Origin of the sequence: Pricia sp. (assembly GCF_041745955.1) — a bacterium.
GTDB lineage: Bacteria > Bacteroidota > Bacteroidia > Flavobacteriales > Flavobacteriaceae > Pricia.
This window is the reverse complement of record NZ_JBGTHY010000266.1, coordinates 1-22,119: the sequence shown is the minus strand read 5'-3', so window position 1 is coordinate 22,119 and position 22,119 is coordinate 1. Positions and strand designations below refer to the sequence as shown.

Here is a 22,119-nt window from a genome sequence, read left to right as displayed (position 1 = left end):
AAAACTTTGAACATAATAAATTCTTAAACCCGATAAACTGTCATACATTAGACCTGAACAATTAAAAATTATGAAAATGAAAAGTTTATTTGTAAGTACCGTGGCAATCGTTTTAACAGCTGGGTCAGCTTTCGCGACGGCCACAACGAGCCTAGATCCAACTCCGAAACTGGTGAAAGTAATGGTGCAGAAAACCCCTAACATTGTAGGTGTAGCCGCAGGAAATGAAAATTTCAGCACTTTGGTAGCAGCTGTTAAAGCAGCGGACTTGGTAGCAACATTAAGTTCTGACGGTCCTTTTACCGTATTTGCCCCAACCAATGCAGCCTTTGAAGCATTGCCCGAAGGCACTGTCGAAAGCTTACTGAAGCCTGAGAACAAGATGACGTTAACTTCTATTCTGACGTATCATGTGGTATCCGGTAAAGTTATGGCGGCAGATGTTGTCAAAGCTATTAAGGAGAATGGAGGAAAATATATGGTGGAAACCGTGCAAGGAAATAAATTGACCTTATCCCTAGATGGAGACAGTGTAGTTCTTACCGATGCCAAAGGAGGTACGGCCACGGTTGCCCAAGCCGACGTAGCAGCATCGAACGGAGTGATTCATGCTATTGATGCGGTAGTAATGCCCGAATAATTACTTTTGATCTTACTATTTTAAGCATCCCATTTCGGGGTGCTTTTTTTTTGCCATCCGTGGAACCCTCAACGACCACAGTAACTGCTCCATAATTTTGGTACAGCTTTTGTTTCCAGTTGCCCTAATAAATCCTAATTTTGTGCCATGTCAAAAAAGTATACCATTCTATTTTTATTCCTACCCATAGCATTGCCTTCCCTTGTTCTATCCCAGGAAATTAAAACTTTTAAAATCTCCGATTTCAATCTGAACGGAAATGTAAAATCCTGTCTGGTAATAACGGACTATGGGAAGGAAGAATACTATTTTGATACCACCGGTCGTTTGACAAAATCAATCACCCGGTTCAACGAATTCGACTATGAAACCACCTATTATAAGTACCAAAACAAAGAACTTATAGAAAAAAGAGTTGAAAATTATCGGGACAATGCCTTTGATAAGGCCACATCTCTTGCCAATTTTTATGCAATCGATACTAGCGCAAATCGAAAGGTCACAGAGAAAATTGTTTCGTATACGAATAAGCAATTGCTGGAACAGAATGTATATCGCTACAATGCGAAAGGGCAACTGATTAAAATGACCCGTACTGATACCGACGGTACAGATGAAAATATAATCAGCCATGATACCATTGACGGAAAAAATACGGTTACCCAAACCCTGAATGAAAAACCGTTGGAAGTTGTGCGAAGTTGGAACGAAGAATCGGAAAACGGCACATTGTTAACGCTGAAGACCGTTGAGAAATATTTTGACGGGGTGCTGAACACAAAATCGCAAGAAGTGTATAACAATGACAAAAAATTGATTTCAAAAACCGATTCCCTTTTCGATACTCCTACTGAAAAATGGATTTCACAAGAACAAATCAGCTATACCTACGGCGAAAACGGAATTTTGGCCAAAACCGAGACCAATAGAGGTAATTTGATGATTACCAAAGAATATATTTATCAATTCGACGGTACGGAAAACAACAATTGGGTAAAAGAAATCATTACACCCGATAATACGTATAAGACCAGAAAGATAAAATATTACGAAGCTCCGAAGCTACCCAAAGAGGATCAGTAGTTGCGCTTCCTTCGCCGACGATAGTCTGAAGCGAGTTCCCGCCCCCAATCAGCGACGGGTGCCGAATGCCAACCCCCTTTTCCGCCAGGAGTTCCGAACGCCAAAATTAAAGATCAGCACGAAGAATCCGCCACAATTTTCCATTTCCCTTCTATTCTCTTAAAAATAATCATAAACGTACCATTTCTGTCCCCGGCCTCGAGGGTCAAAAAATACTGGCCCATCACGTAATAGGCATCCTCGGTAATTTGAGTGATGGCGTCAATTTTGAAGTTTAGCGTTCCTGTATCTTTTTGGGTAGGATATCCCTTTTTGTAGTTATCTAAAGTAGTTTGCCATCCTTTGGTTACCCGTCCGCCGCTGTAATAGGTTAGCGAATCTGACTGCCAATAGCCCTCCATAAATCCTTTTAGATCATAGTTCGACCAAGCTTTCTCTTGTTCGGCCATCAGGGCCTGTATTGCCTTTTCGTCCTCGTTTTGGGTGTATCCGGTGTTCACAGTCGTAAGACAAAAAAGGATAAAGAAGGGGAGAAGACTTTGCATATTAGTCATTTTTTATAGATTTTGAGGGTGAAGATAAAAAAGTCTTACTATTTCTTTGATATATTGTAGCTTCATTTAAAATTTTGTTATGACCAAACCAATGCAATTTTTGCTACCACTGGGTATCTGTTTCTTTATTGGTATACGAGATTCCCAAGCGCAAAAAACGAGTATAAACGAAAAACCCAACATCCTTTTTATCCTATCCGACGACAAAAAGGTGCCTCGGAAGAAAGCACCGAACCGGCATGGGAGTTCTATGACCTCAAGGAAGATTCCAAGGAATTGCATAACGCCATCGGCGAACCGGGATACGAAACTATAATTTCCGAGATGAAATCCGCCATGGTCGAGGAGCGCTAGAAGTATGGGGATTTGGATGAGGGTTCATCGTTGATGTTGGGGATTCTTCGGGATGCGTTGTTAGAGTGATGAACTCGCTTTGGTCATTTCCTATTTCGATAGTGACTTGGATTTTTGCACATTTTTTATGGGTATGCCATGGCCGTTTACGACATATAATTTCGAAGATAGTTTATAGACCTCCCCATCAATTTATAGGTTCCTTTCATGCTAATACCCATGGTCTCGGATATCTCCGAGTAATCTAATCGAGAAAAAAATTTTAAATGGATTATCTCTCGTTGCTTTTGCGTGAGATGATTTAAGGCTTCTTTTAGTTTATCCTGTTTTTCATCGTTAATCTGTTCTTCGATTAATTTGAATTCCTCGGAAGGAGCTGGAATTATTTTGTAATCAGGAAATTTTATTGACCGGCCTAGCTTTTTGCGGTTTTTTATCGCTGTGGCAATTAACTTCCTACGGATTGATTTATGTAGATATGATTTAATATTTTTTACCGATCCCAACCTGTGTTTGGTATTCCACAATTCTATGTAAAGATCTTGAATGCAGTCCTTAATCAACTCTTTGTCTTTAACCAATTTCATGCCATAGCTATACAATAAAGGGGCGTGAAGGCGATAAATACTTGAAAAAGCGATTTCATCGCCGGCTTGAAATTCATGCCACAATTGGCTATCATCTAAAATCTTTGCGGTTGGCGATTTGACCTTGAGTTCTTCGATCGTTCTTTTTGGAGTGAAGTTTTGATGAATAACAAAATTTAAGTCCACAATTATTGGTTTTTTGGTTGTATAAGTTGTTAATTTTGTATAAATATAGGATAAAATCCAATAAATGTTAATGATCTCATAATTTTTTTATCGAAAATTATTCTATTTCCATGGGGTAAAAATCAGATTTGTTCCTCTTAGTTTAAAGAGATACTTTTTGCTGCCAAATTAACCGCCATATGAAAGGTTTGAAAAAAAGAGTACAAAACGGGGAAGCGCTGAACGGTTGCTGGTTGAATTTAGGTAGTCCTCTTACCGCCGAGATCGTGGGACAATCTGGTTTCGACTGGGTCTTGATAGATTTGGAGCATGGTGCGGGTAGCGAGAAAGATGCGCTTTCTCAGGTCCAGGCATTACAGGCAAGTGCTACTGGAGTGATCATTAGGGTCGAGAGTAATGATAAACGCCGAATCCAGAGGGCGCTCGATATGGGGGCCGAGGGCATCATGTGTCCACAGGCGGAGACTGCGGCGGATGCAAAAATTGCGGTCGACGGGATGTTCTATTTCCCCGATGGAAGGAGGGGAGTGGCCAAAATGGTTCGGGCAACTGGTTTTGGAAAGGACTTCGATACGTATCGACAAGATTCTAAAGACAACATTCTGGGAATAATTCAAATCGAAACTACCGAAGCCTTGGACCATCTTGATGAGATCGCCGCTTTAGACGGTGTCGATGTTCTGTTCGTCGGCCCTTCGGATCTTACCATGTCCTTGGGGATATTCGGTCAGCTAGACCACCCTCGCTATCTAGATGCGCTAAAGGCTATCGTTGCCGCCGCTACCAAGGCGGGAAAAGCCACGGGTATTCTATTGTTCGACCCAGCGGATTATAAAACCTACTATGATATGGGAATTCGATTCATCGCCTGTGGCTCCGATGCGACTTTTGTGGCGCAGGGAGCAAAACAAATGGCCAAAGCCTTGAACTCAAAAAGAAGTTAATCTCAGTACCGATCTTATGGACAATTTTTTGACCGACCCGCTATTTATATTATTGATAGGTATTATCATAGTGGTCGGTGGAATCATAGGGCTAAGGCTCCATGCATTTTTGGCCTTGATGATCGCCGCTTTCGTGGTCGCCATACTGACGCCGGCCTCGGCGGTCGAAGTTTTTGCCCTCGGCAAGGGAGTTTCAAGCGAAACCGCAGTGCAAATGTCCCATTGGCACGTCGGAAAAAGAATCGCGATAGCATTCGGCGACACTTGTGGCAAAATCGGAATACTCATTGCCATGGCGGCCATTATCGGCAAATGTATGTTGGAGAGTGGCGCCGCTGAAAAAATTATACGTTCGCTTATCAAGTGGACAGGGGAAAAAAATGCTCCCATATCATTTTTGGGAGGTAGTTTTTTCTTGGGAATTCCCGTTTTTTTCGATACTGTCTTTTATCTGATGATACCGCTGGCAAAGGCGATGGCCAATAAATTGGGCAAAAATTATCTGCTGTTGGTACTTGCGGTGACGGCTGGGGCGGCGATGGCCAATTCGCTCGTTCCTCCCACACCTGGCCCCTTGTTTTTGGTAAGTGAAATGAACATTCCCATTGGAATGATGATGCTGGGCGGTACTTTGGTAGGACTTTTTACGATTGCTGCCGGATATATGTATGCCGTTTGGGCCAACCGGAAATGGCCGGTTCCCCTTCGCGATTCCCCCGACGCCCCTTTAAAGGATATCAGGGCCTTGTCCTTACAGGAAGACTCGCACTTACCTTCGCTTTGGCTTTCTACGCTTCCGGTCTTGATCCCCCTTGTTTTTATAACGGTTAAAGCCGTAATGGATACGTTTATGGACTACGGAAGTACGAACAACTTTCTGATTACATTGATCAATTTTTTCGGGGAGAAGAACACCGCACTTATCTGCGGTGGATTATCAGCTTTGGTACTGCTGGTCCTTCAAAAAAAAGACGACACATCGGCCATGAAAAAAGCGGTACAGACCGCTTTAATGAGCGGAGGGGTCATTATATTGATCACAGCTGCAGGGGGTGCCTTTGGGGGAATGCTTCAACAGACGGGGATAAGTGACAGGATCGGGGCGTTGACCCAGGGCTATCAAATGGCAATCATTCCGTTGGCATTCTTGATAGCCGTAGTGGTACGCACCGCCCAAGGTTCTGCCACGGTAGCCATGATCACGGCATCCGGTATTCTTGCAGGTATGTCCGACACCATGGACCTTGGATACCATATGCTCTATGTGGGGCTGGCCATTGCCTGCGGTTCAAAAATATTTCCTTGGATGAACGATAGCGGCTTCTGGATAGTGTGCAAAATGAGCAACCTGACCGAAAAGGAGGTTTTGAAGACCTTTTCCCCGATGCTGACCATCATGGGAATAACAGGGTTGATCGTCATTTTGATCGCTGCACAAATATGGCCTTTAGTATAACAATTACTATTGGTAATTTATAGTAAGGTAAAAATCAATTACATAAAAAGAGCAAGAAAATGGAAAAAGTAGGATTTGTAGGATTGGGAATTATGGGAAAGCCCATGGCACTGAACTTAATAAAAGCAGGATATTCCGTATCGATATTGGAAAGCAGCGCTGCTGCCAAGGAAGTGGCCGAAACCGGAGCAAAAACCTATTCCTCAAGTAAGGCGTTGGCCTACGATAACGACGTAATCATTACCATGTTGCCCGATTCGCCCGAGGTGGAAGAAGTGGTTTTGGGCAAGGATGGCGTTCTTGAAGGCATACGTTCAGGATCTATTTTTGTGGATATGTCGACCATTGCCCCATCCACGGCAAAAAAAATGTACAGTGCTTTTCAGGAAAAAAATGTGGAAGCCTTGGATGCCCCGGTATCCGGTGGACAGGTGGGTGCCGAAAGCGGTACCATATCGATCATGGTCGGTGGAAGCCAGACCGCTTTTGATAAAATCCTTCCGCTGTTCAAGGTCATGGGCAAAAGCGCCGTCTTGATAGGTGATGCGGGAGCGGGACAGACCACAAAGGCCTGTAACCAGATTATCGTGGGCATGACCATCCAAGCGGTAGCGGAAGCATTCGCCTTGGCGAAAAAAGCGGATGTGGACCTCGAAAAGATGCGGGAAGCCTTACTGGGAGGCTTCGCTCAGAGCCGCATACTCGATCTACATGGTCAAAGAATCATCGATGATAATTTCAAACCGGGGTTTAAGGTCAAGCTACACCGAAAGGATATGAACATTGCCCTTCAGGCCGGAAAGGAATTCTCCGTTCCCTTGCCCGGTAGCGCCCAGGTGGCCACTAGTATGGATGCCCTTATCGCCCAAGGAAAAGGCGAACTAGATCACAGCGCTCTGTATGTACTGCTCGCTGGATTATCAGGAATTTGATCATTTAAACCTGATGTTAACACACCAAAAAGAATAGTGAAGATAACCAACATACATAGTACCCAGATTGCGATAGGTGATCCACCCTTGCTGAATGCCGCGGGTTTGCATGCGCCCTATGCGCTGCGAATTATTGTTGAGGTCTTTACCGACGCCGGTATTATAGGCTTGAGCGAAATCCCCGGAAGCGAAAGAATATATGGGGCGTTGGAAAAACTGAAACAGACGCTGATCGGTCAGGATGTTTTTCAACTCAATAGCCTCAAAAGATTGATCCATGAAAAATTTGGTAAAAGTGAAGATCGACGTGGGGTGGCACCTTGGGACCAACGCTTATTAGTGCATCTATTCAGTGCCATCGAGGTCGCTTGTTTGGACTGCATAGGAAAAAAAATGGATAGACCCGTAGTGGATTTGTTAGGGGGACGATCAAGGGATAAAGTGCCTTTTTCCGCCTATCTGTTCTACAAATACAAAGGCGCAGGTGGTGAATTGGGGTTTGATACGGACAGCAATGCAACGGGTTGGCTAATGGCGCGGCAAGAAGAAGCCTTGTCTCCCGACCAGATTGTCTCCCAAGCGAAGACCATGTGCGAGGAATTCGGATTCCAATCCATAAAATTGAAAGGGGGCGCCTTACCTCCCGATGTGGAATGTGATAGCATTTTAGCACTTCAAGAAGCCTTCGGACCTGACGTTCCATTACGACTTGATCCAAATGCCATCTGGTCGTTGGAGACCGCCGTCAAATACGGTAAAAAGTTGGAAGGTGTTTTGGAATATTACGAAGACCCAGTCCGTGGTCAAGAAAATATGGCCCTTTTAAGTCAAAAAGTAAATATTCCCTTAGCTACAAATATGTGTACGACCTCGTTTGATGATATTCCGTCCAGCATAAGGCTCAGTTCCGAACATATCATTTTATCCGATCATCATTTTTGGGGAGGACTTCGGGCCTCGATGGAACTCAATAAAATCTGTCAGGTTTTTGGAAGGGGATTTTCCATGCATTCGAACAGTCACCTTGGTATTTCCATGGCCGCCATGGTACATTTGGGGGCGGCGATCCCTCACTTGGATTATGCCCTTGATACACATTATCCGTGGCAAGTTGATGAGGTAATTAAAGGAGGCAAAATAAAAATTGAGGATGGTTATGCTACGATACCCGATGGTCCGGGACTTGGCGTCGAACTGGATCGCGAACAATTACAAAAGTTACATGAACAGTTCTTGGACTGTAATATTAAGGAACGCAACGATGAGATCGAAATGAAAAAGGTCGATCCCAATTGGCAATTTGAACCCCAAAGGTGGTAATGTCCATCCACAAAACAATAGGATAAAAACACTTCAAAAATTGATAGTATGGAACAACTAAAAAACCAGCCTGCCAACAGGTATGGCCAAAACCGAAGAAAAGCACTTTCCACCTTATTGAAGGGCGGATTGGGCGCCGCTGCCCTTGGCTCGCTAGGGCCGCTTTCCGCAGCATCCGCTCCTACAGGAAAAAAACCTTCCTTGCCTTCAGGCAGGAAAGAAAAGGCCGTAGCCCTGATAAAGGAGAAAAAACCAATTTTGTACAAGGTCGGCTGTCAACACGGCGGTACAGGAAAAGAAAATTTAGAGTTCTTGGCAAGATACGGTGTTTTCAACATGGATGGGGGATCGCCAAAATTCATCGAGGGCGTAGGCTGGGACCTTGAAGACTCCATGAGAAAACGGGAAGCCTGTGAGAAATACGGCATTAACCTGGATGCCTACCACCTTCCGTTATCCTCTGCGGGAATCGAGAATATTAGCACCCCGAATATCATGCTTGGCAAAAGTCCGGCGAGGGACCGTGAAATCGAGTTGATACAACAGATGATTACGGTGGCAAGCAAAACAGGGGTTAAAGTATTGAACTACAACACTATAATTCACGTTATTCTCAGAACCGGCGACACTTTGGATACTTCCCGGGGCAACACCTATTACCGAAGCTGGAATTTGGAAAAAGCACTCGCCAAAAACGAAGGCCTTACCATTGCGGGAAAAGTAGACATAGACGAGATGTTCGAACGCATCACCTATTTTTTAGATCGCGTCATTCCCGTGGCAGAGGAATATAGTGTAAAGCTAGCCAACCATATCGCCGATCCGCCCGCGCCTGTAGGGTATCGAGGTATAACCCGATGGAACAGTCCCGATGTCTTCGAGGGCATAAAACGCTTTGCCCAATTATACGATAGTCCTTCACATGGGTTCAACCTTTGTCTAGGGTCGACCGCCGAAGGCCTTCAAGACCCCAGGACCGAAATTTTGCCCATCATCAAATGGGTCGGGGAACGCACACAAATATTCAACATCCACCTTCGCAATATCAAAGGGGGCTATAACGATTTTCAGGAAGTATATCCGGACAATGGAGATATGGATTTCGGAGAAATTCTGATTGCATTGCGGGATGTAGGCTACGATGCCATGGTCATGCCCGACCATATTCCCCACCACGAAGACCCGGGCAGCTATCTTCAAGGCCATGCCTACGCTTTCGGGTATATCAAGGCACTAATGCATGCCATCGATATGGGGTACCAATGAGATTTTTGCATAAGTTGGGAGTTAATGAAAAAGGATATCGTTACATGCGATGTCCTTTATAGTTTTCTGCTATTTCATTAAAAAAATAATTTTTCGTGGGGTAAAAATTAATTTTTCACCTCTTTCTACATATAAAGTACTATTCCGTTAACCTATTGAATATAATATGAGGTATGCCAGTTATACGGAAGAAGATTTTATAACGGATGAATATTTCCAGAAATGGATTTTAAATCCCGATCCGGCGACCCAGGAATTTTGGGGAAATTGGATGGCAGAACATCCCGAAAAGAAAGATTTGACTGAAAATGCATCCCGCTTTATCCGGATGATGGATTTAGGAGGAGGAGATGAACTTTCGGATAGCGAGGTCGATGCGATGTGGCAGAACATTATCCATCAAAAACAGAAATCCACAACAGAAAGTGCGGGGGTCAGAAAATTAGCGTATTCGAAGAAAAAGTATAAGTTATGGATTGCCGCTGCATGTGTTGGTCTGATAGTTAGCGTGCTAGGATTCAATCAGTTCTGGGATTCGAATACTTTGGAAAAAGCCACTCAATTATCTGGAAGCGAGATTACACTGAAATTGGGGGATGGAACGGTTCAGGTACTGGACGAGAATGTCACGGAAACCATAACCAACTCCGAGGGCAACAAGATTGTAAGCCAGAAAAAAAGCCTTTTGATATATGATTCCAAAGAAGGAAACGAAATAAGTTACAATGAGTTAGCAGTTCCGTACGGAAAAAAATTCGAACTAATGCTGTCGGACGGATCACATGTATTCCTGAATTCGGGTTCGAAGTTGCGCTATCCAACGGGCTTTAAGAAAAGAAAGCAAAGAACTATTTTTTTGGACGGTGAGGCCTATTTCTCGGTAGCAAAGGACAAGGAAAGTCCTCTTGTGGTAATTACGGAGCACATGAACACTAAGGTATATGGTACGGAATTCAATGTGTCGAGTTACAAGAATGAAAATAATACCTCCACGGTCTTGTTGGAAGGAAGTGTAGGTGTATACAGAACCGATGGCGACGAACCGGAAAAATTACATCATGTAGCTCCCGGAGAAAGAGCGTTAATTCAGAATGGAAAAATTTCGGTGGATCGGGTGAACGTAAAAAAATATGTAGCATGGACGGAAGGGAAGCTCTTCTTTGTAGACGATCGATTCGAATTGATCTTAAAGGAGTTGGAAAGACATTTTAACATAGTCATCGACAACAAAATCGAAGGACTGAACAATAAACGATTTACCGGAACATTTACGGAACAAACCATAGAACAGATTTTCAGAATATTTCAAGAGCACACCCAGTTTAACTATGCGATAAAGGAAAACACGATAACTATTTATCAAAAAGGGTCATAATAAAAAAATCGAGATGTTTTAAAACATTCTTTAAGACAATTGCAGTTCCCCAAAATAGAAAACCAACTAAAAAAAGCATCCGTTTGGGGTAAAAATCAAAAAAATCGGAAAGTGCTGAAACACCTTCCGCTTCAGAATGAGATTTCAGTAAAGAAAACAACTAAAACCTTCACAAAATTATGGAAAATCAAAAACCATTGGTTTCTGGAAAAAACGGTTTCCTGCCAAAATTCGATAGGAAAGTGAAAATTGCGCTCTTGTTTCTCATGTCCGCACTGTTCCAATTACAGGCAAGTTCGGATCATGTCGAAAAAACAAACATAGATCTGGTCAAAAAGAACGCTACGGTTCTAGAAGTTATCACGGCCATCGAGTCTAAAACCGAATATAAATTCTTTTATAGTAGTGAAGAATTGGATCTGGAACGAAAAATAGACATCAGCGTCAAACAAGGGGATATCGAAAAAATTCTCAAAAAAGTTTTTGCCCAAGGCAAAGTAAGTTTTAAGATAATCGGTACGCAGATCATACTGACGCCCTACAAATCCAAAGAGGAGGCCGAAGAGGTTTCTACCGCCCCATTTACCGTTCAAGACTTTGAGGTAAGCGGAACGGTAACGGACGATAGCGGCTCTCCGCTCCCTGGTGCTAGTATTCTGGTAAAAGGAACAGGTAGTGGCACCACGTCGGACTTTGATGGCAATTATAGTATTACGGTGCCGGGCAATAATGCCGTTCTGGTTTTTAGCTACATTGGCTTCACTTCCAAAGAAATTGTCGTGAACGGGCAGTCTACGATAAACACGACTTTGCAAGAAAGTGCCGAAAACCTCAGCGAAGTGGTCGTTACGGCACTTGGTATCGAAAGGGACAGAAAAACGCTCGGTTACGCTACGGCCAAAGTAGATTCCGAAGAATTCAGCGTGAACAGGACCCCGAACTTTATGGACGCCCTTCAAGGAAAGGTGGCTGGAGTCAATATTTCCGGTTTGGGTTCGGGCCCACAGGGGAGTAGCAAGATACGGATACGCGGTATCTCCTCCTTCGGGAACAACAATTCACCCTTGATAGTCGTCAATGGTGTACCCATCAACAACACCTCTTTTGGGGTTCGTGGCGATGTGGGTGAAGTAGGAAGCAACAGACGATCGGACAGTGGTGATGGGTTGAGTAGTATCAACCCCGATGATGTAGAGACGATGACCATTTTAAAAGGTGCGGCCGCTTCCGCACTATATGGATCCAGGGCAAAAGATGGCGTCATAATGATTACTACGAAAAATCAATCGGAGGATGGCGGTGTAGAGGTTACCTATAATTCGAACTATACGAACGGAACACCGCTTGATTTTACAGATTATCAATATGAATATGGCCAAGGTGAAGGGGGCGAACGTCCCAATTCGCCATTTCCCGTTAGCGGTGTTTGGAGTTTCGGGGAGCCCGTCGGGGGTACACAGATTCTTTTTGACGGACTGGTAGTACCTTACCTGCCACAGCGAAATAAAATAAAGGACTATTACCGAAATAGTTCTACGCTGATGAATACCATCAGTGTAGCCTCTGGTGGAGAGAATGGCGGAATAAGCTTCTCGTTGGCTAATCTAGATGCCACGGCCATATTGCCCGGATCGGATTACGTCAGGCGGACGATTAATGTGGGATTTACCCAGAAACTCAAAAGATTTACGATTTCCGGCAATGTCAATTATTCTAACGAAGTGCGTACGAATCCACCCAATATTGCTGAGCAGGACTTTAGTCCGGTGGTAATATATACCCTTGCGTCGACTTTGCCTTTAGATGTGCTCCGAGATAATTGTTGCGATGAAAATGGAGATGAAATCTCGTATTCCCGGTTCACGAATAGAACAAATCCGTATTTTGCCCTAAAACGGTTCGAGAATAATCGGCGCGATCGGATCTTTGGTAATGTTACCGCCAAGTTCGACTTTACCGATTGGCTGTTCGCCCAGGTGCGTATCGGACAGGATTACTATATACGTGATGTCGATTACAATCTGCCCACGGGTTCACAGCGTCAATCTTCCCCTCCCCCCGGTTTTGTTAACGGGCAATATATACAGGACCAGCGACGGTTCAGGGAAATCAACGCCGATTTTTTGATCAACGCTACCAAACAATTTGGAGAGTTCGGGGTGAATGTCAATGTGGGCGGAAACCAACTATACCGCCGATCGGATGTGAATACCATTTTAGGCGAGAACTTTTTTACGAGGGACTTATATACCATTGGCAATGCCAGTACCGTATCGCCCAACTATAGCCTTGCCGAAAACCAGGTGAATTCGCTGTATGCCGCGGCCGAACTTTCGTACGGGGGCTTTTTATACTTGAATGGTACCGCTAGAAACGATTGGTTTTCAACGCTTTCCCCGGCAAACAGAAGCATTCTTTACCCATCGGTTACCGGTAGTTTTGTCTTCAGCCAGGCGTTTAATTTGCCGAATTGGCTTTCGTTCGGTAAGATCAGGGTAGCTTATGCCCAGGTCGGTAGCGATACCGATGTGGCCCCCTATTCCGACAACCTTTTTTATAATATCAACCCGCTACAACTTTTGAATCAACCGGTCGGTGGTATCAGTTTGGCTACCATCCCCAATACCGATCTAAGGCCAATGCAGGTGACGGAAAGGGAGGTAGGTCTTGAATTGACCTTATTCAACAATTTGAGGTTCGAAGCCTCGTATTACCACAAGCTTTCCGCAGATCAAATCCTCAGTGCCCAGGTTTCTGACGCCTCTGGCTATACCAACCGCTTGATCAATGTAGGCGAGAGCGAAAATGAAGGTGTGGAAGTCTTGCTATCGGTTTCCCCGATACAAACGGAAGATTTTAGTTGGAACAGTTCTGCAAACGTATCCTATAACACCTCGAAAGTACTAAGTCTTGGTGAAAATGTCGATGATACGTTCATCACGGTAGGCCAAGCCGAATTTCATGGGGAGCTTAGACAGGTGGTTGGAAGGCCCATGGCCCAGCTTTATGGCTGGGGTTATCTGCGGGACGACCAAGGCAACCAGGTTTTTGATCCGAACAATGGATTGGCAATCAGGTCCGAGGAGCAAATCGAATTCGGGACTGCATTGCCTGTATGGGTCGGTGGCTTTACCAATAGTTTTAAGTACAAAAATCTTACGGCCTCTTTCTTAATCGATTATAAATTGGGTCATAAACTGATTTCCGGTACCCACATCAATGCCTATCGCCATGGTCTGGATAAGGCCACTTTGGTCGGTAGGGATGTCGGATTTGTAGTCGGTGAAGGGGTCAACCCCGATGGCAGCGTAAACACGGCCCAAGCCGCTATACAGCCCTTTTATCAGCAGATACGCAGTTTCTTGGGTTCCGAACAGTCCGTTTTCAATGCGGGATCATGGCAGTTGCGCCAGGTATCCATAGGCTATGATTTTACCAAGCATTTGAATCGTATCAAATTCATGAAAGGCCTTAAATTCGATATTGTGGCCAATAATGTGGCGGTGCTGAAAAAGTGGGTGCCGCATATCCATCCCGATCAGAACGGTATCATCGGGGATCAATTTGTAGGTCTTGAAGCAACGGGACTTCCCATTACAAGGGACATCGGTTTTAACGTGAATATTAAATTTTAAAACGAAGACTATGAAAAACATACAAAATTATATCGCAAGCACGTTTTTGGCATTGGTCTTGCTCGCCTCATGCGATGAGGGGTTCGATGAACTGAATACCGACCCGGTACGGCTTACCTCTATCGATCCTACGTATCAACTGAACAACGCGATCATACAAAGTGCCCCTGGTTACGGTGATAACCTGACGTATCAGGTTACGATCGTACGACAAATGATCACTCCTTTTCTTGGTGTGGGCTCCGGCGCGAATATCAATCAGGTGAACTCAGGATCAACCCTGTTCCTATGGAACGATGGGTATCGAAATACCGTAAAAAATCTTGTAGATGGTATTTCCTCCATTGCAGATGACCCGGAAAGGACGAATTTGTTGTCGATGCTACGTATCTGGCGCGCCCATGAATTCATAAAATTGACCGATACCTATGGCGACGTACCGTATTTTGAAGCGGGAAAAGGATTCTTGGAGCAGATTCCTTTTCCTGACTATACGCCTCAGGAGCAGATTTATGATGACCTGCTCAACGAGCTTGAAACATCCTCGGCCGCCCTTGATCCGACCAAGGATGCGGTAAACCAGGAAATCATGTATGCGGGGGCAGGGATCGGCGACAATATATCGGCATGGAAAAGATTGGGATATTCCTTGATGTTACGGGCCGCCATGCGACTCGTTAAAGTAAATCCCGCCAAGGCCCAGGAATTTGCCGCCAAGGCCATTGCAGGAGGTATTATGACCTCGAATGCCGATAATGCGGTGATGCGCCACGATGCCAGCTTTAGAAATGATTTGGGAACGAACCTGAATGGTGGCCAGGCCCCGTTTTTCTATCTGGACGAGGAGTTCGTAAACTTTCTGCAAGACAATGACGACCCTAGATTGGCTTCGATAGCCGTTAGATATATCGGGGCACTATCGGGCGGAGACCAGAACGAGGATAATGCCAATAGAGATCCGAGCCAACAGATCGGTATGCCGCAAGGTTTCGACAATACGAACATTGGGCCAGCGGCCGCGGCAGATGGAGTGGCAAGCCTGTTCGGTTACAGTCAGTTGGATAGATCAAGGCTTGGAAGTCCCGAAGCGCCCAATTTCTACGTTACCTATTCCCAGACCCTGTTGCTCCAGGCGGAAGCTATTGAAAGAGGATGGGCCACCGGCGATGCCAATGCTATCTACCAAGATGCGATCCGGGCGAATATGGAACAGTTCGCATCATGGCCAGGGGCTACTTCGATAGCCGAGGCTGATATAGATGCTTACCTGACAACACATTCCTTAACGTCAGGAATGGAACTCGAACAGATCAATAATCAGTACTGGGTGTCAACCTTTTTGAACGGTTCCGAAAGCTGGGCCAATTTTAGGAGAAGTGGTTTTCCCATTGTTGCACCAAACCCCTATCCGGGCAGTGAACTCCAGACCGAGGATTTTATCCGAAGACTTACCTATCCCGATTCCGAAAGGACGGTCAATTCGGCAAATTTGCAGGAAGCAGTAAGCAGACAAGGACCCGATAATCTTGAAACACGGATTTGGTGGGACGAATGAAATGAAAGATACATTTTCAATGAACCCGGCTTTGGAGTTTTATGACTTAAAGAAGGATCCCAAAACCTAGAGTTGTACAAGTCTATTGTATCGGAACGTTGAAACGAAGGATTACGATGAAAATCGCCCCAAATCGATATTCGCCTTTCGACGCAATATGTTGAAGGCCTTGGTCATATGGTATTCAATGGTCTTTTTCGATACGTCCAGGTTTTCCGCAATTTCGAGGTTGGTACGCCCCTCTTGCTTGCTCATTAAAAAGATTTTTTTGCATTTTGGCGGCAGGTTATGAATTTCACGTTGCACGAAAGAGAGTGATCTTTCTAAAAAAACATCGTCCCTCGGCGTAAATTGCTCCATTTCTTCGGCATAATTTTTTTCCAGGGCGGTGACCGACTTCCGTTTTCGGTATTGGTCGATAAATTCGTTGTGGACGGATCGGTATAGAAAGCTCTTGATCCTAAATTCTGTTTTTAGGTAATCACGCCGTTCCCAAGTACGGATAAATACATTTTGCACGATATCTTCCGCTTGATATTTGTCGTGTACCAAACTGTTCGCATAGTCACACAAACAGTGGTGATAGGTGTCGACCAAATAGGCATAGGCTTTTTCGTTCCCTTGCTTTAGCTGATTTATTAGGATGGTGTTGTCGCTAAATTCGGATACCATAGTTACGAAATATATAATATTTTGATTTGTGGGAATTAAATTTACTAAAAAAATCTTAAAAATATTAGGGTTGTACAAATTTACTCCGTAATACAGATAGATATCATTATATAAAGGGCTTCGTTATGTGGATAGTACTGAAAAATAATATTCCGAATAAATATCCTCTCAAGAGAAGGATGCAAACCGGTTTTCAATTCTAGACCAAGAATCGATGACCCTACACGATATATAATGAGCGAGTACGATTCCGAAAAGGCGAAGGATAGGTTGTTGAACAGGATTCGGCGCGACAAACGAAACATCCGTAAAAATCATGTCCGTAAGGTATTTCGATACGCTGCTGTTGTATTTCTATTTTTGGGTTTGGGATACGGGTACTATAATATAACGGTCCAAGAGAAGGGCGTTGATCGGATAGGTAGCTATAAAAATGCGATTGCGCTAAAGCTGTCCGACGGTACGTTAAAGTTCATTTCGGAAGAAAAAAGTACTTCGATAGTTAATAAAAGCGGCTATCGGATAGGCCTTCAAAAAGGCAATCAACTGATATACCATAGGGCTTCGACGACCAAAGATTTGGCTTACAACACGCTTAGCGATCCCTATGGAAAACAATTTATTCTGGTATTGGCCGATGGCACCAAAGCCCATCTCAATTCGGGAACATCCCTAAAATACCCCGTGCAATTCAAATACGGGAAAAATCGGGAGGTCTTTTTGCAGGGAGAAGGATATTTTGATGTGGCGAAAGATCCGGCGCATCCTTTTGTAATAAACACCGATGCTTTGAATATTAAGGTTCTGGGCACAAAGTTCAATGTATCGGCTTATCCCGATGATGAAAAGATCAACACAGTCTTGGTCGAAGGCTCGGTAGGTCTCTTTGAAAATGACGAACAGTTAAATGTTTCAGATCATCGCCTATTGGAGCCCGGCCAGATGGCAAGCTGGCAAAAACAAGGGAAGAAAATAACAATTGAGGAAACCGATACCGAGATATACACGGGTTGGATGGATGGAAAAATTATTTTCAACCATATGCCGTTCAGGGATATCCTTAAGAAATTGGAAAGAAATTATAACGTATCCATATCAAATGATTACAAAGAACTAGAAAAAATACTATTTACCGCCAGCTTCGATACCGAGACGATCGGACAAGTGCTACTGGCGTTCAGCAGAAATTATCCGATGCGGTATACCATTGAAGAAAATACAATCCATATCGAAAAACCTTAAAATTTTAGGCCTATGAAATAATAACAACACAAAAAAATCTGGAAATGCTACAGTCTTTTCCGATCGGTTTTAAAGTGATTTAAACTAGCGTTAACCATCTAAATTTACACAAAGATATGAAAAACCCAATCAAGAAGATAGGGGGCTATGCCATCTATCCATTGAAGTTCCATCTCAAAATGAAACTCACGCTCTGTCTCTTTACTATTTTATTTTACCAGGCGCAGGGCAACATAAATTCCGCGGATACCAAAATCACCTTACAGCTGCAAAATGTTTCCGTTGAAAAGGTACTGAAGGAAATCGAATCCAAGACCGAATTTAAGATCATGTACAATGATGATCAGCTGGATTACAAAAGACAAGTTACTGTAAATTACATAGACGAACTGGTGACCGATGTTATGGCCGACCTCTTTTCCGGTACTCCGGTGAAATTCGAGTTCATGGGCACTCAGATCATTTTGACCCGATCTGCAAATATAAACCAAAAGGAAAACGCCCTAACAAAGGCCGTCCCGGTGCAACAGGAAATTTCAGGTAAGGTCACAGATGCCAACGGGGCACCTATTCCCGGAGTCTCGGTCGTTGAAAAAAGCACCACGAACGGAACCGCCTCTGATTTCAATGGCAATTATATGATCAACGTAGGTGCGAACGCCGTTTTGGTTTTCAGTTCCCTTGGATTTGCTTCAAAAGAAATTCCGGTAGGCCAGGCAACGACGGTCAATGTTACACTTGAAGAAGATTCTCAAGCTCTGGACGAAGTTGTGGTCACGGCCTTGGGCATCAAGCAAGAAACCCGAAGATTGGGATATTCCGTGGCCAAAGTGGATGCGGAAGAAGTGAATGTCAACCGATCCTCGAACTTTATGAACAGTCTACAGGGAAAGGTCGCCGGGGTCAATGTTTCCGCGTTGGGTACAGGACCGGGAGGCTCATCGAAAGTTCGGATCCGTGGACAGTCTTCCATCTCCGGTACCAATAATCCCTTGATCGTGGTAAATGGGGTGCCCATCGACAATACCAGTTTCGGCACGAACATCGGCAGTAGCGGAAGCAGTGGCGAGTTAGGTACCAGTAGCGGAGGGGTAACCTCCGATGGCGGTGACGGGTTTTCAAGTATCAATCCCGACGATATAGAAAGCATGACCGTGCTGAAAGGAGCGACCGGAGCAGCCTTGTACGGCTCACGGGCCAAGGACGGGGTCATCATGATTACTACCAAGACCCGTGGTAGCGGACAAGGGATCGGAGTGGCCTATACTATTAGTGTTGCCGATCAAAACCCGTTAGATTTCACCGACTATCAGTATGAGTATGGCCAAGGGGAAAATGGGGTGAGGCCCACTTCGGCGAATCCTACTTCCGGTCAATGGTCTTTTGGCGAAAGGTTCCAGCCTGGAATGACGCAAGTTTTGTACGATGGATTGGTATTGCCCTATGAACCCGTATATGATAGGATCAAAAAATTCTACAGACATGGATTGGATATTACCAACTCCATTTCACTGTCCGGCGGGGGAGAAAAAGGTGGTTTCAACCTATCTATGTCCAATCTCGACAGCAAGGGGATAACCCCGAACAATGAGTTCAAGCGGATTACCGCTAGCCTTGGGGCTACCTATAATCTATCGGAAAAGCTATCATTTACTACGAATATCAATTATTCCAACGAAAACAACACCAATCCACCGAACGTTGGCCAACAGGACAATACGATTCCCGTATCCCTCTTTAATGTGGCCAATTCAATGCCTTTGGACGTTTGGAGGGAAAATGCCTTTGATGCGGAAGGCAATGAAATCGTATATTCCCGATTCCGGAACAGGACCAACCCCTATTTCGTGCTGGCCAAGCAGTTCAACAATATTTCAAGGGACCGTGTGTTCGGAAACGCATCCCTCAACTACAAGTTCTTTCCGTGGTTATTCGGGCAGGTAAGGGCGGGCCAGGATTACTGGTCCAGGGACCAGGACTATAACGGATTTCCAACAGGTCAAGCTTCCAGACCGCCCGCTCCCGAAGGATTCGTAAATGGAACCTACACTCAGGAAGTACGTAGTTTTCGGGAAACGAATGTCGATTTTCTACTGTCGGCCTCAAAGGATTTTGGAGAGGATTTCGGATTCGGTCTGACCGTTGGCGGAAACAAAATGAAGCGGGTTTCGAAATTGAATCGTGTGAACGTAACGGACTTTATTATTAGGGATTTGTACACGGTGCAGAACGGAAGGGTTAAAGATCCCATTTACAATTTCTCCGAAAGAGGGGTAAATTCGTTGTACGGCACTTTAGATCTATCTTTTAAGGAGACCCTATATTTGAACGGAACGCTTAGAAACGATTGGTTCACTACGTTGTCAGCTGCAAACCGAAGCATACTCTATCCTTCGGTATCCGCAAGTTATGTATTCTCCAATAATTTGAGCGATTCAAGTTGGTTGACCTTCGGCAAATTGCGTGCTGCTTATGCGGAAGTAGGAAGCGATACCGACGTGCCTCCCTATTCCGATGTGTTGTTCTATAGTATCAACGCCAACCTGTTCGCGAATTCCGACGGGCAGTTACAGCCCGTTGCAGGGGCGAACACCAATACCTTGCCCAACCCCAATCTTAAGCCTGCCCGTGTTACCGAGGCAGAGATAGGTTTAGACCTTCGGATGTTCGATTCCCGCGTTAATCTTGATTTAAGCGTGTATCGCAAGACTACATTAGATCAAATCATTCCCGCCCAGATCTCGAATACTTCCGGATTTATAAGTACGCTTATCAATAGTGGGGAAAGTCGAAGCGATGGGGTAGAGGCTCTTTTGACCTTGGTGCCGGTCCGTACCGAAGATTTTCGTTGGGACCTTGTTCTGAACGCGTCCTATAACAAAACAAAGGTTATAAGCCTTCTAACTGACGTGCCCGGCGAAAGTATCGTGGTCGGCACCCATGCCTTTAACGGCTTCTTGTATCAGGTCGTTGGCGAAGAAATCGGGCAATTGGCCGGTTTTGGATACAAGTTCGACGATCAGGGACGCCAGATTTTCGCCGATGACGGAAGACCGCAACGTTCCGACGATATCGTATTTTTTGGCAGTGCCCTGCCGCGTTGGATCGGAGGTATCACCAATACCTTCCGCTATAAGAATTTCAACGCCTCTTTCTTGGTCGATTTTAAACTGGGCGGCAAAATGATTTCCGGAACCAACTTCAACGCCACCCGTCACGGACTTCACAAACAGACCCTGCCCGGTCGGGATACCGGGGTAGTTGGGGTTGGGGTCAACGCAGCCGGCGAGGTCAACCAAGTGGCCACGGAATCACAGACCTATTGGGAAGTAATACGGTCCCAACAGCTCATAGAACCCATAGTTTACGATAGCGGTTTTTGGAAATTTCGACAACTGACCCTCGGATATGACTTTGGAGGGTTGCTCTCCGAAAATGCAATGGTAAAGGGCGTAAACCTAAGTTTGTTCGCCAACAATTTGTTTATCATTAAAAAATGGGTGCCGAATATCGATCCCGATTCCTTCGGATATAGTTCGGATAACGTATCCGGACTGGAGTCTACCGGTGTCCCGACCACCCGTAGTATCGGGTTTAATCTAAACTGCAAATTTTAAATAAAAAAACTCATGAAAAATTGTATCTTAAAATATATAGTTTTTGCTGGTATGTTGATTACTTTTTCCTGTGACAAAAATTTTGAGGAGATCAATACCAACGATGTCGATCCGACAAGTGCAAGTGTAGATCCGGTTTTCCTCTTGAACAATGCCATAATAAACACCTCAAATTCGGGTACCCAACTCAACTTTGATCTGGGTATCGTACAACAGGTCATTTCTCCCAATTCGGGGGTTCTTACCGGGGCCAATTACAATCAGGAAAATCGTGAATTTTCTCAGGGACATTGGACCAAGTTGTACGAGAATGTGATAAAGAATACTGGGGATATTACCGCACAACTATTGGCCGAAGACGCCCCTAATCGCCCGAATCTCCTGAACATGACCCGGTTGGTAGAGGCTCTGGCTTTTATGATCCTTACGGACGAGCATGGCGATGTACCCTATTTCGAAGCCGGCAAGGGCGTATCAGATCAAATAGTGTTGCCTGCCTACACCCCACAAGAGGAGATTTACAAAGACCTAATCAATGTGGTGAAGAACGCGACTGCTGCCTTGAGCAACGCCGCACCCCCCGAAAATGGGGAAGTGATGTATTCAGGGGATATCGATAAATGGAAACGGTTTGGCAATTCGCTGTTGTTGCGAATGGGTATGCGGCTCACAGAGGTGGATCTGGCATTGGCCGAGCAAAC

The 22,119-nt window shown here is 44.7% G+C and carries 15 protein-coding genes and 1 pseudogene; 13 read left to right on the top strand and 3 right to left on the bottom strand.

What is annotated here, in order from left to right; translation table 11 throughout:
* Positions 1 to 181 precede the first annotated feature (181 nt).
* Together ACEW8S_RS09765 and ACEW8S_RS09760 are read left to right on the top strand one after the other, a co-directional pair.
* Positions 182 to 640: a fasciclin domain-containing protein gene (locus ACEW8S_RS09765; protein ID WP_373517989.1), complete on the top strand. Its 459-nt coding sequence runs from the start codon at positions 182 to 184 to the stop codon at positions 638 to 640.
* 147 nt (positions 641 to 787) lie between these two features.
* Positions 788 to 1,723, top strand: a complete 936-nt coding sequence (locus ACEW8S_RS09760; protein WP_373517965.1) for a hypothetical protein — start codon at positions 788 to 790, stop codon at positions 1,721 to 1,723.
* Positions 1,724 to 1,836: 113 nt separating this feature from the next.
* Here the strand turns inward: ACEW8S_RS09760 and ACEW8S_RS09755 are convergent, their stop codons facing one another.
* Both ACEW8S_RS09755 and ACEW8S_RS09750 read right to left on the bottom strand, forming a co-directional pair.
* Entirely contained in the window at positions 1,837 to 2,268 is a 432-nt protein-coding gene (locus ACEW8S_RS09755) for a DUF4440 domain-containing protein (RefSeq protein ID WP_373517964.1), read from the bottom strand.
* 509 nt (positions 2,269 to 2,777) lie between these two features.
* Positions 2,778 to 3,404 (bottom strand): RNA polymerase sigma factor, encoded by a 627-nt coding sequence (locus ACEW8S_RS09750; protein ID WP_373517963.1) that lies wholly within the window; start codon positions 3,402 to 3,404, stop codon positions 2,778 to 2,780.
* A 179-nt stretch (positions 3,405 to 3,583) separates the two neighbouring features.
* Here ACEW8S_RS09750 and ACEW8S_RS09745 point away from each other — a divergent pair, with 179 nt between their 5' ends.
* The 8 genes and pseudogenes from ACEW8S_RS09745 to ACEW8S_RS09710 all read left to right on the top strand — a co-directional run bounded on the left by ACEW8S_RS09745 (position 3,584) and on the right by ACEW8S_RS09710 (position 15,887).
* Positions 3,584 to 4,348: an HpcH/HpaI aldolase/citrate lyase family protein gene (locus ACEW8S_RS09745; protein WP_373517962.1), complete on the top strand. Its 765-nt coding sequence runs from the start codon at positions 3,584 to 3,586 to the stop codon at positions 4,346 to 4,348.
* A 16-nt stretch (positions 4,349 to 4,364) separates the two neighbouring features.
* Positions 4,365 to 5,804, top strand: coding sequence for a GntP family permease (locus tag ACEW8S_RS09740; RefSeq protein ID WP_373517961.1), 1,440 nt, complete (start codon positions 4,365 to 4,367; stop codon positions 5,802 to 5,804).
* A 47-nt stretch (positions 5,805 to 5,851) separates the two neighbouring features.
* A pseudogene (locus ACEW8S_RS09735) lies at positions 5,852 to 6,736 on the top strand (2-hydroxy-3-oxopropionate reductase); the annotation flags it as partial.
* Between the two features lie 36 nt (positions 6,737 to 6,772).
* Positions 6,773 to 8,056, top strand: coding sequence for an enolase C-terminal domain-like protein (locus ACEW8S_RS09730; protein WP_373517960.1), 1,284 nt, complete (start codon positions 6,773 to 6,775; stop codon positions 8,054 to 8,056).
* Positions 8,057 to 8,104: 48 nt separating this feature from the next.
* Positions 8,105 to 9,322: a mannonate dehydratase gene (locus ACEW8S_RS09725; protein WP_373517959.1), complete on the top strand. Its 1,218-nt coding sequence runs from the start codon at positions 8,105 to 8,107 to the stop codon at positions 9,320 to 9,322.
* 166 nt (positions 9,323 to 9,488) lie between these two features.
* Positions 9,489 to 10,697, top strand: coding sequence for a FecR family protein (locus tag ACEW8S_RS09720; RefSeq protein WP_373517958.1), 1,209 nt, complete (start codon positions 9,489 to 9,491; stop codon positions 10,695 to 10,697).
* A 179-nt stretch (positions 10,698 to 10,876) separates the two neighbouring features.
* Positions 10,877 to 14,332, top strand: coding sequence for a SusC/RagA family TonB-linked outer membrane protein (locus ACEW8S_RS09715; RefSeq protein ID WP_373517957.1), 3,456 nt, complete (start codon positions 10,877 to 10,879; stop codon positions 14,330 to 14,332).
* Positions 14,333 to 14,342: 10 nt separating this feature from the next.
* Positions 14,343 to 15,887 (top strand): SusD/RagB family nutrient-binding outer membrane lipoprotein, encoded by a 1,545-nt coding sequence (locus ACEW8S_RS09710; RefSeq protein ID WP_373517956.1) that lies wholly within the window; start codon positions 14,343 to 14,345, stop codon positions 15,885 to 15,887.
* A 111-nt stretch (positions 15,888 to 15,998) separates the two neighbouring features.
* On the opposite strand, the gene ACEW8S_RS09705 is transcribed toward ACEW8S_RS09710, so the two are convergent.
* On the bottom strand, positions 15,999 to 16,559 hold the full coding sequence (locus ACEW8S_RS09705; protein WP_373517955.1) for an RNA polymerase sigma factor: 561 nt from the start codon (positions 16,557 to 16,559) through the stop codon (positions 15,999 to 16,001).
* 234 nt (positions 16,560 to 16,793) lie between these two features.
* Between ACEW8S_RS09705 and ACEW8S_RS09700 the strand changes: the two genes are divergently transcribed.
* The 3 genes from ACEW8S_RS09700 to ACEW8S_RS09690 form a co-directional block, all read left to right on the top strand.
* Positions 16,794 to 17,801, top strand: coding sequence for a FecR family protein (locus ACEW8S_RS09700; RefSeq protein ID WP_373517954.1), 1,008 nt, complete (start codon positions 16,794 to 16,796; stop codon positions 17,799 to 17,801).
* 116 nt (positions 17,802 to 17,917) lie between these two features.
* A complete protein-coding gene (locus ACEW8S_RS09695; protein WP_373517953.1) occupies positions 17,918 to 21,418 on the top strand; it encodes a SusC/RagA family TonB-linked outer membrane protein in 3,501 nt (1,166 codons plus the stop codon).
* Positions 21,419 to 21,430: 12 nt separating this feature from the next.
* On the top strand, positions 21,431 to 22,119 hold a 689-nt coding region (locus ACEW8S_RS09690), incomplete at its 3' end, for a SusD/RagB family nutrient-binding outer membrane lipoprotein (protein WP_373517952.1).

What these genes read in the sequence shown, in the direction of transcription:
- ACEW8S_RS09745 (WP_373517962.1), top strand. Translation starts at nt 3,584, where the DNA reads ATGAAAGGTTTGAAAAAAAGAGTACAAAACGGGGAAGCGCTGAACGGT.
- ACEW8S_RS09715 (WP_373517957.1), top strand. Translation starts at nt 10,877, where the DNA reads ATGGAAAATCAAAAACCATTGGTTTCTGGAAAAAACGGTTTCCTGCCA.
- ACEW8S_RS09760 (WP_373517965.1), top strand. Translation starts at nt 788, where the DNA reads ATGTCAAAAAAGTATACCATTCTATTTTTATTCCTACCCATAGCATTG.
- ACEW8S_RS09755 (WP_373517964.1), bottom strand. Translation starts at nt 2,268, where the DNA reads ATGCAAAGTCTTCTCCCCTTCTTTATCCTTTTTTGTCTTACGACTGTG.
- ACEW8S_RS09695 (WP_373517953.1), top strand. Translation starts at nt 17,918, where the DNA reads ATGAAAAACCCAATCAAGAAGATAGGGGGCTATGCCATCTATCCATTG.
- ACEW8S_RS09700 (WP_373517954.1), top strand. Translation starts at nt 16,794, where the DNA reads ATGAGCGAGTACGATTCCGAAAAGGCGAAGGATAGGTTGTTGAACAGG.
- ACEW8S_RS09740 (WP_373517961.1), top strand. Translation starts at nt 4,365, where the DNA reads ATGGACAATTTTTTGACCGACCCGCTATTTATATTATTGATAGGTATT.
- ACEW8S_RS09765 (WP_373517989.1), top strand. Translation starts at nt 182, where the DNA reads ATGGTGCAGAAAACCCCTAACATTGTAGGTGTAGCCGCAGGAAATGAA.
- ACEW8S_RS09720 (WP_373517958.1), top strand. Translation starts at nt 9,489, where the DNA reads ATGAGGTATGCCAGTTATACGGAAGAAGATTTTATAACGGATGAATAT.
- ACEW8S_RS09710 (WP_373517956.1), top strand. Translation starts at nt 14,343, where the DNA reads ATGAAAAACATACAAAATTATATCGCAAGCACGTTTTTGGCATTGGTC.
- ACEW8S_RS09705 (WP_373517955.1), bottom strand. Translation starts at nt 16,559, where the DNA reads ATGGTATCCGAATTTAGCGACAACACCATCCTAATAAATCAGCTAAAG.
- ACEW8S_RS09725 (WP_373517959.1), top strand. Translation starts at nt 8,105, where the DNA reads ATGGAACAACTAAAAAACCAGCCTGCCAACAGGTATGGCCAAAACCGA.